Consider the following 16388-nt stretch of genomic DNA (forward strand, 5'->3'; position numbering starts at 1 on the left):
CCCCGATTCCCCCCAATTTCCGCGCCGCCGTGCCGCCGCATCTGGACAAGCGCGCCGCGCCGCTGGCTAATACCGCCCATGGATTTGCACAGCACCTATCCCGGCGTTCTTGATCTGAAGCGGCGCGCAAGGCAGCGCGTTCCGAAATTCGTTTGGGAGTATCTCGACAGCGGCACGGGGCAAGAGGCAACCAAGAACCGAAACCGTATCGCGTTGGATTCCCTTGGTTTCATGCCCTCCATCCTGCACGGACCACAGGTGCCCGATCTGTCCACCCGGTTTCTCGGCCAAGATCTCCCGCTGCCCTTTGGCATCGCCCCGGTCGGCATGTCGGGGCTGATCTGGCCCGATGCCGAGGGCCACCTCGCCCGCACCGCCGCAGCGGCGCAGATTCCCTATACCCTCTCCACCGTCGCCAGCCAAAGCCCCGAAGATCTGGCACAACATCTAGGGGAAAACGCGTGGTTCCAACTGTATCCACCAAAGGACGAGGGGATTCGCACCGACATGCTCGCCCGCGCCCGCGCCGCTGGCTTCACCTCTCTGGTGCTCACCGTCGATGTTCCCGTCGCCTCGCGCCGCGAACGCCAGACCCGCTCCGGCCTGACCCAACCGCCCAAACTCACCCCCCGCCTTCTGGCGCAGGTGGCAACGCGCCCGACATGGGCCTTGGGCATGGCGCGGCGCGGTATGCCGCATATGCGCACGCTGGACAAATACGCACAAAACAAGGGCGACGCGCTCTCCTCCACCGCCCACATCGGCTATCTGCTGCGCACCTCGCCGGACATGAGCTATGTGCAATGGCTGCGCGACCACTGGCCCGGGCCGTTGCTGATCAAGGGCGTACTGCGCGCCGAGGACGCCGAACCGCTGCAACGGATCGGGGTGGATGCGCTCTGGATCTCCAATCATGCGGGCCGCCAGTTCGACGGCGCCCCCGCCGCGATCGAGGTGCTGGCCGACATCCGCGCCGCCACGACCCTGCCGCTGATTTTCGACAGCGGCATCGAAGGCGGGCTCGACATCCTGCGGGCGCTGGCGCTGGGGGCCGATTTCGTGATGCTGGCGCGTGCCTTTCACTATGCGCTGGCCGCGCTGGGGCCTGCGGGCCCGACGCATCTGATCGACATCCTGACCCGCGATCTGGTTGCCAATATGGGCCAGATGGGCCTGCAAACCCTGCGCGATCTGCCCAAACCCTTCGCATTGACGCCCACATCCGCACGAGAACCGAACCGATAGCGCAACCATTCTGGCAACACGCGCAGAACCCCTATACGCCTTGCTCAAATCGCCGCGACCGCGGTGCCATGCAAAGCCGAACCTGAGGTGCCCATGTCCGACTTCCGCAAGATCCTGATTGCCAACCGGGGCGAGATCGCCATCCGCGTGATGCGTGCCGCCAACGAGATGGGAAAGAAGACCGTCGCGGTCTATGCGGAAGAGGACAAGTTGAGCCTGCACCGCTTCAAGGCGGACGAGGCCTATAAGATCGGCGAAGGGATGGGGCCGGTGGCGGCCTATCTGTCGATCGAAGAGATCATCCGGGTGGCGCGCGAATGCGGCGCGGATGCGATCCATCCCGGCTATGGGCTTTTGTCCGAGAACCCCGATTTCGTCGATGCCTGCAGCAAGGCCGGAATCGCCTTTATCGGCCCCCGCGCCGAGACGATGCGCGCCCTTGGCGACAAGGCCAGCGCGCGCAAGGTGGCCATCGCCGCCGGCGTGCCGGTGATCCCGGCGACCGAGGTGCTGGGCGACGACATGGAGGCGATCCGCCGCGAGGCCGATGCGGTCGGCTATCCGCTGATGCTCAAGGCCTCCTGGGGGGGCGGTGGCCGTGGCATGCGGCCCATTCTCAACGCGCAGGAACTGCCCGAAAAGGTGATGGAGGGCCGACGCGAGGCCGAGGCCGCCTTTGGCAACGGCGAGGGCTATCTGGAAAAGATGATCCTGCGCGCCCGCCATGTGGAGGTCCAGATCCTTGGCGACCGGCAGGGCGAGATCTATCACCTGTTCGAGCGCGACTGCTCGGTGCAGCGGCGCAATCAAAAGGTGGTGGAGCGCGCCCCGGCCCCCTATCTCACCGACGCGCAGCGGGCCGAGGTCTGCGATCTGGGCTACAGGATCTGCAAACACGTCAATTACGAATGTGCCGGCACCGTCGAATTCCTGATGGATATGGAGACGGAGCAGTTCTTTTTCATCGAGGTCAACCCGCGGGTACAGGTCGAACATACCGTCACCGAAGAGGTGACCGGCATCGACATCGTGCGCGCCCAGATCCTGATCACCGAGGGCAAGAGCATCGCCGAGGCCACCGGCAAGGCGTCGCAGGGTGAAATCCGGCTGAACGGCCACGCGCTGCAGACCCGGATCACCACCGAGGATCCGCAGAACAACTTCATCCCCGATTACGGCCGTCTTACCGCCTATCGCAGCGCCACCGGCATGGGCATTCGCCTTGATGGCGGCACGGCTTACGCGGGCGGCGTGATCACCCGCTATTACGACAGCCTTCTGACCAAGGTGACCGCTTGGGCGCCGACACCAGAAATGGCGATCGCCCGCATGGACCGCGCACTGCGCGAGTTTCGCATTCGTGGCGTCAGCACCAATATCGCCTTTGTCGAGAACCTGTTGAAGCACCCGACCTTCCTGAACAACACCTATACCACCAAGTTCATCGACGAGACGCCAGAACTGTTCCAGTTTGCCAAGCGGCAGGACCGGGGCACCAAGGTTCTGACCTATATCGCCGATATCACCGTGAACGGGCACCCCGAGACCAAGGACCGGCCGCGCCCGCGCAGCGACATCAAGATCCCCAAACCGCCGGTCCAACGGGGCGAGCCGCAAATGGGCACCCGCAACCTGCTGGAACAGAAGGGGCCGCAAGCAGTGGCCGACTGGATGCGGGCGCAACAGCAGCTGTTGATCACCGACACCACCATGCGCGACGGGCACCAGTCGCTTTTGGCAACGCGGATGCGCTCGATCGACATGATCCGGGTCGCCCCCACCTATGCCGCCAATCTGCCGCAACTGTTCTCGGTCGAGTGCTGGGGCGGGGCCACCTTCGACGTGGCCTACCGGTTCTTGCAGGAATGCCCATGGCAACGGCTGCGCGATCTGCGCGAGGCGATGCCGAACCTGATGACGCAGATGCTGCTGCGGGGCAGCAACGGGGTGGGATACACCAATTATCCCGACAACGTGGTGCAGGCCTTTGTCAAAGAGGCGGCAAAGAACATCGACGTGTTCCGCGTGTTCGACAGCCTCAACTGGGTCGAGAACATGCGCGTGGCGATGGACGCGGTGATCGCCGAGAACAAGATCTGCGAAGGCACGATCTGTTATACCGGCGACATCCTTGATCCGGACCGGGCCAAATACGACCTGAAGTATTATGTCGGCATGGCGCAGGAGCTGGAGGCCGCCGGCGCCCATGTGCTAGGGCTGAAGGACATGGCCGGGGTGCTGAAACCCGCCGCCGCCAGCGTTCTGGTCAAGGCGCTGAAACAAGAGGTCGGGCTGCCGATCCATTTCCACACCCACGACACCGCCGGTGGTGCCATTGCCTCGATCATGGCAGCGGCCCAGGCCGGGGTCGACGCGGTCGATTGCGCCATGGACAGCTTTTCGGGCAACACCAGTCAGGCGACGCTGGGATCGGTGGTCGAGGCGATGCGCCATACCGACCGGGAGACCGGGCTGAATATCGCCGCGATCCGCGAGATCAGCGACTATTTCGAGGCGGTGCGCGCGCAATACGCCGCCTTTGAAAGCGGGCTGCAAGCCCCCGCCTCCGAGGTGTATCTGCATGAGATGCCGGGCGGGCAGTTCACCAACCTCAAGGCGCAGGCGCGCAGTCTCGGGCTGGAAGATCGCTGGCACGAGGTGGCGCAGACCTATGCCGATGTGAACCAGATGTTCGGCGATATCGTCAAGGTGACGCCCAGCTCCAAGGTGGTGGGCGACATGGCGCTGATGATGGTCAGTCAAGGGCTGAGCCGCGCGCAGGTCGAGGCCCCCGACACCGATGTTGCCTTTCCCGATAGCGTCGTCGACATGATGCGCGGCAATCTGGGCCAGCCGCCGAACGGCTTTCCCGAGGGCATCTTGAAAAAGGTGCTGAAGGACGAGGCCCCGGTGACCACGCGGCCGGGCCAGCATCTGGCCCCCGTCGACATGGACAAGGCGCGCGGCGCGCTCAACGCCGAGCTGGACGGCAAGGTGACCGATGACGAGGATCTGATGGGATATCTGATGTATCCCAAGGTCTATCTCGATTACATGGGCCGGCACCGTCTGTATGGCCCGGTGCGCACGCTACCGACCCGGACCTTTTTCTATGGCATGGAGCCGGGCGAGGAAATCTCGGCCGAGATCGACCCCGGCAAGACGCTGGAAATCCGCTGTCAGGCTGTGGGAGAGACCGATGACCTCGGCGAGGTCAAAGTGTTCTTTGAACTCAACGGCCAGCCCCGCACTGTGCGGGTGCCGAACCGGATGGTAACATCGACCACCGTGCAGCGTCTCAAGGCCGAGGTCGGCAATCCCGATCACCTCGGCGCGCCGATGCCCGGCGTGGTGGCCACCGTCGCGGCGCAAGTGGGCTGTCAGGTGAAAGAGGGCGACCTGCTGCTGACCATCGAGGCGATGAAGATGGAAACCGGCATCCACGCCGAGCGCGACGCCACCATCAAGGCGGTGCATGTCCAGCCCGGGACCCAGATCGACGCCAAGGACCTGTTGGTGGAATTCGAAGCCAAGTAAGCACAGCCACGACCGGCGGGCCCGTTTGGGCCTGCCGGCGTCGGGCGATGGGTTTGGCGGCCTCAGCGATGGCCGCCCCCGGCCTGACTGCGCCCAGCGGCGGAGGCCACCGTCAGGGCAGCCCCGTTGCACAGCAAGGCAGGCCCTGCCCGCGGCTGCGGCCTGATGGGGCAGACCTTCTCATCCGTTTCAGGCCGAATTCCCCTTGCGACAAAGCCCTTGCGTCTCCCGCACCTGCGCCACAGCGGTGTCGCTCCTCGCCTTGGGCCTTTTTTTGACGTCTCTGTGATTTTCCCCTTGCGGCGGGCCGAGGATATTTATATCTCCGCCTCACTCAATGACGCGGGCGTAGCTCAGGGGTAGAGCATAACCTTGCCAAGGTTAGGGTCGAGAGTTCGAATCTCTTCGCCCGCTCCATTGAGAATAGAAGACCCAGGACGCGGGCGTAGCTCAGGGGTAGAGCACAACCTTGCCAAGGTTGGGGTCGAGAGTTCGAATCTCTTCGCCCGCTCCAATTTTTTCGTTGATATCAGATATAGCCGCCAGGCACCCCCCGGGGTGCCGCGGCGCTATGCTTTGGCGCCCGGTCTTGCCTGGAGCGACAAACATGGCGAGGCAAGGGGCAGCATGGTGCGTGCGCCCAGCCCTCCCGCCTCCCTCTGCGCCGGGGCCTAGCGGTCGACCCGCTCCAGCCCTTGCCGCCAGAATCGTCCCATCAACAGCACACCAGCCACCCCCAGCCCGGCCGCAAGGCCCAGCCAGATCCCCACGCCGCCCAGCCCGGCGGGAAATCCCAGCACATAAGAGGCCGGGATCCCCACGCCCCAATAGGCCAACGTCGCCATCACCATCGGCACGCCGGTATCTTGCACCCCGCGCAGCAGGCCAAGCGCGATCACCTGCGCCCCATCGACAAGCTGGAACAGCGCCGCCGCCGCCAGCAGGCCGGTGCCGATCCGCAGGATCTGGGGCCATTCGGGATCCGCAGGGTCCATAAACAGCGACATCAGCGGCCCGGGCAAAAGCAGGAACAGCGCAATGGTCAGCGCCGAGGCGACCAGCGACATGACGGTCACCACCGCCGCCCCGCGCGCCATATGTGCCCGGTCGCGGCGGCCATAGGCATTGCCGGCCCGCACGGTCGCGGCATTGCTCAACCCCAGATGCACCATGAAGGTCGCCGAGGCCAATTGCAGCGCGATGCCATGCGCGGCCAGTGGTGCAGTGCCCAACCACCCCATCATAAGCGCCGAGGCCGAAAACAGGCTGACCTCGGTCAGGCTGGTGATGCCGATCGGCACGCCCAGCCGGAACACCCGAAAAAACATCTCCCAGTCGGGCCGCCAGAGACGGCGGAACAGCTCCTGCTCGGGCAAGGCGCGCAGCACATAGACCACCACCGCCACAAGCGAGACCATTTGCGTGAGAACCGAGGCAACCGCAGCGCCCCGGATGCCCATCTCGGGCAGGCCCCAATTGCCAAAGATCAGCCCATAGTTGGCCACGGCGTTCGCCAGCGCGGCCAGCACCGTGACCCACAGCACAACCTGGGTCCGCTCCAGCGCCGCGAGATAGGATTTCAACACCATCACCAGCAACGCGGGAACCAACCCCCAGCAGGCCACCCGTAGATAGCGCGCGGCATCTGCGGACACCGCTTCGCCCTGCCCCAGTCGCAACAGGATCGGTTCGGACCACCACAACAGCGGCAAAATCGCCACCGCGTAGAGCACCGACAACCACAGCCCCATGCGGGTGGCACGGCGCGCGCTGGTCTCGTCACCAGCCGAATTGGCTGTCGCCACCAACGGCATCACCGCAAAGCCAAAACCGGCCCCCGTCAGGAACAACGTGAAGAAATAGCTGCCCGCCAGCGTCACCGCCGCCAGCGCCTCGACCCCGTACCAGCCCAGCATCATGCTGTCGGTCAGGCCGATGGCGAATTGCGCCAGATGGCCGCCCACCAGCGGAAACCCCAGCAGGGCCACGGCGCGGATGTGGCCGCCATATGTCATTTGAACACGTGTCATCACTGCATGCTTAGGGGCCGGGGGGTGAGCGGACAAGGCTCATTGCACCGGTGGCGGGCGCCCCTCGCATCGGCAGTCCACAAGACCTGCGTTAGGCGCGGACCTCAACCGGCCCGCCCCCCCCACCTGTCAGCGCGCGACGCGGGTGTCGGGATGCAGCGCGGTGCCAAGGATATGCGACGCGCTATGGACCACATGTTGCGCCTGTCCCACGATCATCGGGTCCGGCGCCCCCACCACGGCATGATCCTTGCCCGGATACTCCAACGAGGCGAGGAAGTGGCGCATGCAGTTCAATCGCGCGCGCTTCTTGTCGTTCGACTTGACGATGGTCCAAGGCGCGTCGGCGGTGTCGGTGTAAAAGAACATCGCCTCTTTCGCCTCGGTGTAATCCTCCCATTTATCAAGGCTGGCCTTGTCGATCGGCGACAGCTTCCACTGTTTCAACGGATCGGTTTCGCGGGCGGTAAAGCGGCGTTGCTGCTCGGGCCGGGTGACCGAAAACCAGTATTTGTACAGATGGATACCAGAGCGGGCCAACATGCGTTCCAGCTCCGGGGTCTGGCGCATGAATTCCAGATATTCGTTCGGCGTACAAAATCCCATCACCCGCTCGACACCGGCGCGATTGTACCAGGAGCGGTCATAGAACACCATTTCACCGCTGGTCGGAAGCTCCTGAATATAGCGCTGAAAGAACCACTGGCCCTTCTCTTCCCACGTCGGTTTGTTCAGCGCCACAACGCGGGCCGAACGCGGGTTCAGATGCTCGGTGAAGCGCTTGATGGTACCGCCCTTGCCCGCTGCATCCCGGCCCTCGAACAGCAGCACGAATTTCTCGCCGGTCTCCTGCGCCCAGATCTGAACCTTGAGCAGTTCGGCCTGCAACTGCGCCTTTTCCGCCTCATAGGCGCGCCGCCCCATCCGTTTCCGATAGGGATAGCGCCCGGTCTCGAAGGCGTGGCGCACCTCGTCGCGGCTGGGTCGCTTGGACCCGGAGGACACAGCATCGGGTGAATCCGCGTGCTGTTGCGCTGCGATCTCTTTCGCACTCACCGCCTCGGGGGCGGTCGTGGTGTCCGGCTCGGACGGGGAAGGAACGGGGATCGGGGTTGCGGGCACGGGCAGCTCTCCTGTTAATCTCGGTTAAGTTAAGGTTAACAGATTTTCGGCGCGAGCGCCTTGATCCCCATCAACACATCCCCGGACAGGATGCTTCGCCCTGCAGTTCCCCCGCCTTCCAGCACCCTGTGACCCCGCGTCACCGATCATCATCATTGCCCGGCGCGGGCGCGCGGCTAGACTGGCGCCATGAAGACAGAAACCATCATGTTGAACGGCAACCCGTTCCATATCCGCAGCTGGGGCGACCCGGCCAACCCACCGCTTTTGCTGTTGCACGGCTTTCCCGAATATGGCGGCGCCTGGGCCGATCTTGCCCCGCATCTGAGCGACCGGTTCCATTGCATCGCCCCGGACCAGCGCGGCTATGGGCAAAGCTGGGCGCCTGATGATGTGGCGTTGTACCGGGCCTCGCAGCTTGTCGGCGACATGACCGCGCTGATCGAACATCTGGGCAAGGGCCGCCCGGTGACGGTGATGGGCCATGACTGGGGCGCAGCGGTGGCTTATGGGCTGGCGATGTCGCGCCCCGAGCTGGTCGAGCGCCTGATCATTGCCAATGGCGTTCACCCGGTGCCGTTCCAGCGCGCGTTGGCGGCGGGCGGGGCACAGACCGAGGCCTCGCAATACATCCTCGCGCTGCGCCGCGATGGCTCGGAACAGCATTTCGCCGCCAATGATTTCGAGAAGATGAAGGCGCTGTTCCTTGCCAAGATGAACCACGCCTGGATGACGCCGGAAAAACTGGCCGCCTACACCGCCGAATGGAGCCGTCCGGGGCGGCTCAAGACGATGATCCACTGGTATCGCGCCTCGCCCCTGCAAGTGGCCAAACCCGGCGTGCCGATCCTCGATCTGCCCGAGATGCCCCGCGACCGGCTGATGGTGCGCTGCCCGCATCTGCTGCTTTGGGGGCTGGGCGACACCGCGCTCTTGCCCGAAACAACCGAGGGGCTGGAGAGCTTTGCCCCCGACCTGACCCGCGTGACCTTTGCCGAGGCCGATCACTGGATCTGCCACCAGATCCCCGAGAAGGTGGCGCAGGCGGTCAAGGGCTGGCTGCCGGACAGCTAGCGCGGCGCCCCCCTCCCCCTCGCGCGCGGCTTGCGGTGGACCCCATTTCCTGATCCGACAGATCGCTTTTGTCGCGCCCCTGTCCGCCCCGACAATCGCGGCGGCGCTGCCGCAATGTCTTCCCCCTGCCCGGCCACTCTGACATACTGACCTTCACCCAAGAATAAAGAGCAGCAGCCAGATGCCCAACGACCTCCTCTCCGGAGCCGACCAACCCACCTATGACGCCTCGTCGATCGAGGTGCTGGAAGGGCTGGAACCGGTTCGCAAACGCCCCGGCATGTATATCGGCGGCACCGATGAACGCGCGTTGCACCACCTTGTGGCCGAGGTGCTCGACAACTCCATGGACGAGGCGGTCGCGGGCTATGCCAACCGCATCGAGGTCGAGCTGCACGAGGATTATTCGATCACCATCCGCGACAACGGACGCGGTATCCCGGTCGATCCGCACCCGAAATTTCCCGGAAAATCGGCGCTGGAGGTGATCCTGTGCACCCTGCATGCGGGTGGCAAATTCTCGGGCAAGGCCTATCAGACCTCGGGCGGGTTGCACGGGGTCGGCGCCTCCGTCGTCAACGCGCTGTCGGACCTGATGGTGGTGCAGGTGGCGCGCGACAAGACGCTGTATGAACAACGATTCTCGCGTGGGATCCCGCAGGGGCCGGTGGAAAAGGTGGGCGCGGCCCCGAACCGGCGCGGCACCACCGTGACCTTTCATGCCGACCCCGAGATCTTTGGCGCGCACCGGTTCAAGCCCGCGCGGCTGTTCAAGTCGATCCGCTCCAAGGCCTATCTGTTCTCGGGCGTGGAAATCCGCTGGAAATCGGCCATCGCCGAGGGCGACACGCCGCTGGAGGCGACCTTTCACTTTCCCGGCGGGCTGGCCGATTACCTGAAAGAGACGCTGGACGGCGCCTCGACCTATGCCGACGCCCCCTTTGCCGGCACGGTCGATTTCAACGAACGGTTCAACACGCCCGGCAAGGTGGAATGGGCGATCAACTGGACCCCGTCGCGCGACGGCTTCATCCAAAGCTACTGCAACACCGTCCCCACCCCCGAGGGCGGCACCCATGAGGCCGGGTTCTGGGCCGCGATCCTCAAGGGCATCCGCGCCTATGGCGATCTGGCGGGCAACAAGAAGGCCGGGCAGATCACCCGCGAGGATCTGATAACAGGCGGCTGCGCGCTGGTGTCCTGTTTCATCAGCGAACCCGAATTCGTCGGCCAGACCAAAGACCGCCTCGCCACGGTCGAGGCACAGCGGCTGGTGGAAGGCGCGGTGCGCGACCACTTCGACAACTGGCTGGCCGCCGATACCAAAAGCGCCGGAGCGATCCTTGATTTCCTTTTGCTGCGCGCCGAGGAACGGCTGCGCCGGCGGCAGGAAAAGGAAACCCAGCGCAAGACCGCCACCAAAAAGCTGCGCCTGCCGGGCAAGCTGGTCGATTGTTCCTCCAACACCCGCGAGGGCACCGAGCTGTTCATCGTCGAAGGCGACAGCGCTGGCGGCAGCGCCAAGATGGCCCGCGACCGCAAGACCCAGGCGCTGCTTCCGCTGCGCGGGAAAATCCTCAACGTGCTTGGGGCGGCTTCGAACAAGCTGACTTCAAACGCGGAAATTTCCGATCTGTCGCAGGCGCTTGGCGTCTCGCTCGGCACCAAGTTCAACATCGACGATCTGCGCTATGACAAGATCATCATCATGACCGACGCTGATGTGGACGGAGCGCATATCGCCTCGCTTCTGATGACGTTCTTCTTTACGCAGATGCGCCCGATGATCGACACCGGGCATCTGTTTCTGGCCTGCCCGCCACTGTTCCGCCTGACCCAAGGGGCGAAACGGGTCTATTGTCTGGACGAGGCCGAGCGCGATACCTGGATGGAAAAAGGTCTGGGCGGCAAAGGCAAGATCGACGTCAGCCGATTTAAGGGTCTGGGCGAGATGGACGCCAAGGATCTGAAGGAAACCACCATGGACCCGAAATCGCGCAAGCTGATCCGGGTGACCATCGACGAGGACGAACCGGGCGAAACCGGCGATCTGGTCGAACGGCTGATGGGGAAAAAACCCGAACTGCGGTTCCAGTACATTCAGGACAACGCGCGGTTTGTCGAGGAGCTGGATGTTTGAGGGATCGAAGAGAACATCTCGCTAACGAGACGATATGATTTCTCTTGCGCTGAGAATGCTCTGCGAAATCTGACCTCCCCCCCGGGGGCTCCGCCCGTTCGCGGCTGAAACGCTCCACCGGAGCGTTTCCTAGACGCCGCTCACCCCCAACTCTCTCAGGACATCGGACGCAAAAGAAGGCGGCCGTAAAGAAGGGCAAAACCGCCGAACGCGGCAAGCCAGCACAGGCCGGACAGGACCAGCAGAAGATCACTCTGCATCGGCCAGACCCCGGCGGCAAGGCGCGTGAGCATGGCGGCGAGCATGAACAGGTAGATCGCGGTGGTCCCCGCCCCGGCCTGCAGCGCCTGCCCGGTATGGCCCAGCGTTGCGCGCGTCATCACCGCCAGCGTCATCAGCCCGATGGTTCCGGCCATCCAGACATGCTGCGCCGCAGCAAGCCCCAGCATCCCGGGGAACAGCGCCTCGAGCCCGACAAGGATCGCGCCGACCGGCAACAGCCCATAGCCGAGATGCAGAACCCAGAGCAACGGCTCGCTCAGGCTCCGCTCACCGGCCCAGCGCGAAAGCCGGACCAGATGCAGCCCCCCGGCGAGCAGCAGCGCGAGCCCGGTCACCGTGTTGTCAGGCGCGGCGATCCAAAGTACCAGCGCCAGCAGCAGCGCCAGCAGGGCGAGCTTGTCGAAGGTCTGCATCGGCGGCGCAGGCAGTTTGCCACCGCCGCGCCGCACCAGCCAGTTGCGGGTGAACGAGGGCACGATCCGCCCGCCGATCACCGCGATCAGCATCAGCCCGGCCCCAAGCCCGATCCGCAGGCCAAAGCCCTGCGCGGCATAGGCGCCTTGCGCTGCCTCCCAATGGTACACCGCGTTGCCAAGGATCAACGCCCCGAGCATGAGCAACACCACGAGGTTGCGCCAGTTCTTGCCCGCCACGATCTCGCGCGTCAGCACGGCAGCCAGCGTGACAAGCATGGAAAGATCGATGCAGGCGACCAGCCAGACCGGCAGCCCCGATGAGAACGCCACCGCGAGCCGCCCCGCGATCCACAGCGCGAACAATCCGCCCAGCGGCCAGCCGACGATCGGCAGCCGCCCGGTCCAGTTCGGCACCGAGGTCAGCAGGAAACCGGCGACCACCGCCGAGAGATAGCCGTATAGAAATTCATGCGCGTGCCAAGACACCGGGTCAAACCGGGTTGGCAGCTCAAGATGGCCCGACAGCATCGGCACCCAAAGCGCCATGGCAAGCGCGGCCCAGATCCCGGCCCCGAAAAAGAACGGGCGAAAGCCGTAGGTCAGCAAGGTCGGCCCGGTCCAGGCGCGCATTTGTTGGGCGGTGCTACTCATGGGGATGTCCTTTTGCTCTGCACGCCAGCCTGCGGGTGCAAGGATGGTCGCACCTGATCTAGCTGCCACAAATAAGTATTGCAAATACCCATTTGTCGCACGGGACTTCGGGCGCGCGGGCCCAAAAAACGTACCCAAGGCCGGGCGACGGGGTCAGGCGGGCCTATCCCGTCCAGCCCAGTGCAACCGGCGGCGCGATCCGCAACAGATCGACGGCGCGCGCCGCGATCTGCTCGACCACCGCCTCGACACTGTCCGGGCGCAGGTAAAAGGCTGGCACCGGCGGCAGAACGATGGCGCCCATTTCCGTCACCGCGGTCATGTTGCGCAGATGGGCAAGGGTCAGCGGCGCTTCGCGCGCCAGCAGGATCAGCGGGCGACGCTCCTTCAGCTGCACGCTGGCGGCGCGGGTGAGCAGGTTGTCATCCAGCCCGTTTGCAATCGCCGCGAGGCTGCGCATGGAACAGGGCGCCACGATCATGCCCGCGACAGGGGCCGAGCCCGAGGCAATGCGCGCCCCGATATCGCTGGGCGCGTGCAACTGGTCGGCCAGATCGCGGAGCTTGGCCATAGCGTCCTTGCCGCATTCCTCGCACAGGGTCCGCTCTGCCGCGGACGATACGACAACATCCAGCGCGACACCCAAAGTGACAAGGTGGCGCGCCACGGCCAGCGCCAGCGCCGCACCAGAGGCGCCGGACACCCCAAGAACGACGCGGGTCATGTCACGATCCCCCGGCGCGCCAGCAAGTCGGCGGCAAAGGCGGCATCCTCAGGCGTGGACTGCATCACCCGTCCCCATTCGCGTGTCGTCTCGGTGCCGATCTTGGTGGTCGCATCAAGGCCGATCTTTCCCGCCAGCCCGGCCTCGGGCGAGGCGAAATCAAGATAATCCATTGGCGTCCTTTCCAGCGTCATCACATCGCGCCCCGGGTCCATCCGCGTGGCCAGCGCCCATGCGATGTCATCCCAGTTGCGCGGATCAATATCGTCATCCACCACGATGATCATCTTGGTATAGCTGAACTGCGCCAGCATCCCCCAAAGCGCCATCATCACGCGGCGCGCCTGACCGGGATAGCGTTTGTCGATCGCGATCACGGCGATGCGATAGGAACAGGCGGCGGGCGGCAACCACAGATCGCGGATCTCGGGGATCTGCGCCCGGATCAGGGGCAGCGCCAGCCGATTGAACACCTCTCCGATGATCGAGGGCTCATCCGGGGGGCGGCCGGTATAAGTGGAAAGGTACAGCGGCGCCTCGCGCGTGGTCAGGGCGCTGACAGTCATCACCGGAAACGGCTCGGGCGCATTGTAATAGCCGGTGTGATCGCCAAACGGGCCCTCGGGCGCAGTCTCGGTGGGGTCCACCCAGCCTTCGATCACCATTTCCGCATCAGCCGGCACCATGAGAGGCACCGTCTTGGCCGGGACAAGGCGCGGACGGGCTCCGGAAAACACTCCGGCAAAGCCAAGTTCGGACACCGTCTCGGGCAGGGGCAAGGCCGCGGACAGTAGTGTCGCCGGATCGGCGCCAAGGACGATAGCGACAGGCATCGCCGCGCCCGCCTTTTGCCAGCTTCGAAAATGCGCCGCCCCGCCGCGATGGGCCAGCCAGCGCAGGATGATCCGGTCGCGCCCGATGACCTGCGCGCGGTAGACCCCGGCATTGTACCGGCTCACCTCCTCGGCCTTGCTGTCCTGCGGTCTGGTCAGCACCACCGGCCACGTGATCAGCGGCCCGGCGTCCCCCGGCCAATGGGTCTGGATCGGCAGGGCGGCCAGATCCACCGTTTCAACCACGCGCTGCTGCACCGGCGCGTTTTTTGTCAGCTTGGGTCTGGTCGCCAGCGCCGCCTTGAGCATGGGCCAGCGCGACAGCGCATCACGCAGCCCGTCGGGCGGGCTGGGCGCGCGCAGCGCCGCGAGGAACGCTCCCAGATCGTCCACCCCCTCCGGGGTCACGCCAAGACCTGCCGCAACCCGCTCTGCCGTGCCAAAGATATTCACCACGACAGGGGCCTGCGCCCGGGTGCCCCCTTCCAACACCGGATGATCAAAGCGCAGCACCGGACCGGCGCGCTCCAGCACGGCGCGATGCACGGCGGTCATCTGATGGCGCACCGAAACCGGATCGGGAATGGCGCGCAGTTGGCCCTGGGCGGCGGTCCAATCCAGAAAGGCGCGCAGCGTCGGGAACGGGGGCAGCCTGCGCATGGGAAACGACCTTTCGGGTTTGAAGTTTCACCGGCCTTAGCACCCAAGCCATCGGGGAAATTTGACGATCGTCAAGTTTCGCAAACCCCAAAGCAGCTAGGACATTCCCAAAGCCACCGACGCCCGCGTCAACGGAGCCTTATCGCCTTCATGCCAGATCCTTCGCTTCACCTGCCGCTGTGTCCGCGGCTTCCGGCTTCGGCCCTGCGTTGGCTGCCGCTGGTGCCGGTCTCATTGGCGCTTACCGATTTTGCCCGGCGCTTGGCCAAACGACACCCGGCGATGTTTCGCCGCCTCGGGGGCTATGCTCAGGCGCGCTTCATCCTCGATCCGACCGATCTGCCGGTGTCGATGCTGCTGGAGCCGCGCGGCGGCGCCCCCCGGGTGCATGTGTCGCGGCGCAAGCTGCAGGGCGATGCCCGCATTGCCGGGCCGCTGGCCGGGCTGCTGGGGATGGTGCATGGCGCTTATGACGGCGATGCGCTGTTCTTTTCCCGCGACCTTGTGGTCGAGGGCGACACCGCCGCCGTGCTGGCCCTGCGCAACGCGATCGATGATGCCGAACTGGACCTGTCCGCAGAAGCGCAAGCGATGTCCGGCCCGCTCTCGGCCCCCGTCAAACGGCTGATCACCCTGACAGAGGCCAGAACCGGCGTCGCCCTGTCGCGTCACGAAGAGGATTACGGATGGTAATGGAAATCGTCTGCCCCGCAGGCACGCCAGCCTCGCTGCGCGCTGCGGTCAAAGCGGGCGCGCATACGGTCTATTGCGGCTTTGCCGATGAAACCAATGCGCGCAATTTTCCCGGGCTGAACTTTGACCGCACCGAGATGCGCGACGGGATCGCCTTTGCCCATAGCCACGGTGCAAAGGTGCTGGTGGCGATCAACACCTTTGCGCGCGCCGGATCAGAACCGCTGTGGCACCGCGCCATCGCCAATGCCGAAAGCGCCGGGGCCGATGCGGTCATTCTGGCCGATCTGGGGCTGCTGGCCCATGCCGCGAGCCACCACCCCGGCCTGCGCCGCCATTTGTCGGTTCAGGCGGCGGCGGCAAATGCCGATATGATCAATTTTTACGCCCGCACCTTCGGGGTCAAACGGGTGGTTTTGCCGCGCGTGCTCTCGGTGGCAGAAATTGCCGCGATCAATGCCGAAACCGAGGTCGAAACCGAGGTCTTCGTGTTTGGCGGCCTGTGCGTGATGGCCGAGGGGCGCTGTTCGCTGTCCTCCTATGCCACCGGGCAATCGCCGAACATGCAGGGGGTCTGCTCCCCCGCCAGCCATGTTGACTATCACGACGACGCAGGCGCGCTTTCGGCCAAGCTGGGCGGCTATACGATCCACCGCGTCACCAAGGGAGAGCCGGCCCCCTATCCGACCCTCTGCAAAGGGTGTTTCAAGGCCGACCAGAGCACCGGCCACCAGTTCGAAGACCCGGTAAGCCTGAACGCCGAGAAGCTGATTCCGCAATTGTTCAAGGCGGGGGTGACGGCGCTGAAAATCGAGGGGCGGCAGCGCTCGCGCGCCTATGTCGCGCAGGTGGTGCGCAATTTCCGCGCCGCCGTTGACGCGCAGGCAGCAGGCCTTCCGCTGCCCGAAGGCATGTTGGCCAGCCTCACCGAAGGACAGGCCGCCACCGCCGGCGCCTATAAGAAGACCTGGAGATAGCGCG

At 64.9% G+C, this 16388-nt stretch carries 11 protein-coding genes and 2 tRNA genes; 8 read left to right on the forward strand and 5 right to left on the reverse strand.

Going from position 1 to position 16388, the window contains the following annotated elements; genetic code table 11:
• Nucleotides 1-78: 78 nt before the first annotated feature.
• The 4 genes from E1B25_RS02485 (at nt 79) to E1B25_RS02500 (ending at nt 5296) form a co-directional block, all read left to right on the forward strand.
• Nucleotides 79-1245 (forward strand): alpha-hydroxy acid oxidase, encoded by a 1167-nt coding sequence (locus E1B25_RS02485; protein WP_206338488.1) that lies wholly within the window; start codon nt 79-81, stop codon nt 1243-1245.
• 93 nt (nt 1246-1338) lie between these two features.
• A complete protein-coding gene (locus tag E1B25_RS02490) occupies nt 1339-4782 on the forward strand; it encodes a pyruvate carboxylase (protein WP_132827090.1) in 3444 nt (1147 codons plus the stop codon).
• Nucleotides 4783-5124: 342 nt separating this feature from the next.
• A tRNA-Gly gene (locus E1B25_RS02495) sits at nt 5125-5199 on the forward strand.
• A gap of 22 nt (nt 5200-5221) precedes the next feature.
• Nucleotides 5222-5296, forward strand: a tRNA-Gly gene (locus E1B25_RS02500).
• A 157-nt stretch (nt 5297-5453) separates the two neighbouring features.
• Here the strand turns inward: E1B25_RS02500 and E1B25_RS02505 are convergent.
• Complete coding sequence (locus E1B25_RS02505) at nt 5454-6812, reverse strand: MATE family efflux transporter (RefSeq protein ID WP_245510585.1); 1359 nt, start codon at nt 6810-6812, stop codon at nt 5454-5456.
• Nucleotides 6813-6941: 129 nt separating this feature from the next.
• Entirely contained in the window at nt 6942-7817 is an 876-nt protein-coding gene (ppk2, locus tag E1B25_RS02510) for a polyphosphate kinase 2 (protein ID WP_245510595.1), read from the reverse strand.
• Nucleotides 7818-8123: 306 nt separating this feature from the next.
• Here ppk2 and E1B25_RS02515 point away from each other — a divergent pair, with 306 nt between their 5' ends.
• Nucleotides 8124-9008 carry an alpha/beta fold hydrolase gene (locus E1B25_RS02515; RefSeq protein ID WP_132827091.1) on the forward strand — a complete coding sequence of 295 codons (885 nt, stop codon included), beginning with the start codon at nt 8124-8126 and terminating at the stop codon, nt 9006-9008.
• 181 nt (nt 9009-9189) lie between these two features.
• Nucleotides 9190-11148, forward strand: a complete 1959-nt coding sequence (parE, locus tag E1B25_RS02520; protein ID WP_132827092.1) for a DNA topoisomerase IV subunit B — start codon at nt 9190-9192, stop codon at nt 11146-11148.
• Between the two features lie 155 nt (nt 11149-11303).
• Here the strand turns inward: parE and E1B25_RS02525 are convergent, their stop codons facing one another.
• From E1B25_RS02525 to E1B25_RS02535, 3 genes are all read right to left on the reverse strand, one after another.
• Nucleotides 11304-12497, reverse strand: coding sequence for an NnrS family protein (locus tag E1B25_RS02525; RefSeq protein WP_132827093.1), 1194 nt, complete (start codon nt 12495-12497; stop codon nt 11304-11306).
• Nucleotides 12498-12660: 163 nt separating this feature from the next.
• The gene (locus E1B25_RS02530; protein ID WP_132827094.1) at nt 12661-13221 is read right to left on the reverse strand and encodes a UbiX family flavin prenyltransferase; all 561 of its coding nucleotides are present in this window, start codon (nt 13219-13221) and stop codon (nt 12661-12663) included.
• Entirely contained in the window at nt 13218-14714 is a 1497-nt protein-coding gene (locus tag E1B25_RS02535) for a UbiD family decarboxylase (protein WP_132827095.1), read from the reverse strand. Before E1B25_RS02535 ends, E1B25_RS02530 begins: the two co-directional genes overlap by 4 nt.
• A 150-nt stretch (nt 14715-14864) precedes the next feature.
• Between E1B25_RS02535 and ubiT the strand changes: the two genes are divergently transcribed.
• Complete coding sequence (ubiT, locus tag E1B25_RS02540; RefSeq protein ID WP_132827096.1) at nt 14865-15407, forward strand: ubiquinone anaerobic biosynthesis accessory factor UbiT; 543 nt, start codon at nt 14865-14867, stop codon at nt 15405-15407.
• Nucleotides 15407-16384: a ubiquinone anaerobic biosynthesis protein UbiU gene (gene ubiU / locus E1B25_RS02545; protein WP_132827246.1), complete on the forward strand. Its 978-nt coding sequence runs from the start codon at nt 15407-15409 to the stop codon at nt 16382-16384. The genes ubiT and ubiU overlap by 1 nt, the downstream gene beginning before the upstream one ends.
• The last annotated feature ends 4 nt before the right edge of the window (nt 16385-16388 follow it).

Origin of the sequence: Antarcticimicrobium sediminis (assembly GCF_004348975.1) — a bacterium.
GTDB lineage: Bacteria > Pseudomonadota > Alphaproteobacteria > Rhodobacterales > Rhodobacteraceae > Antarcticimicrobium > Antarcticimicrobium sediminis.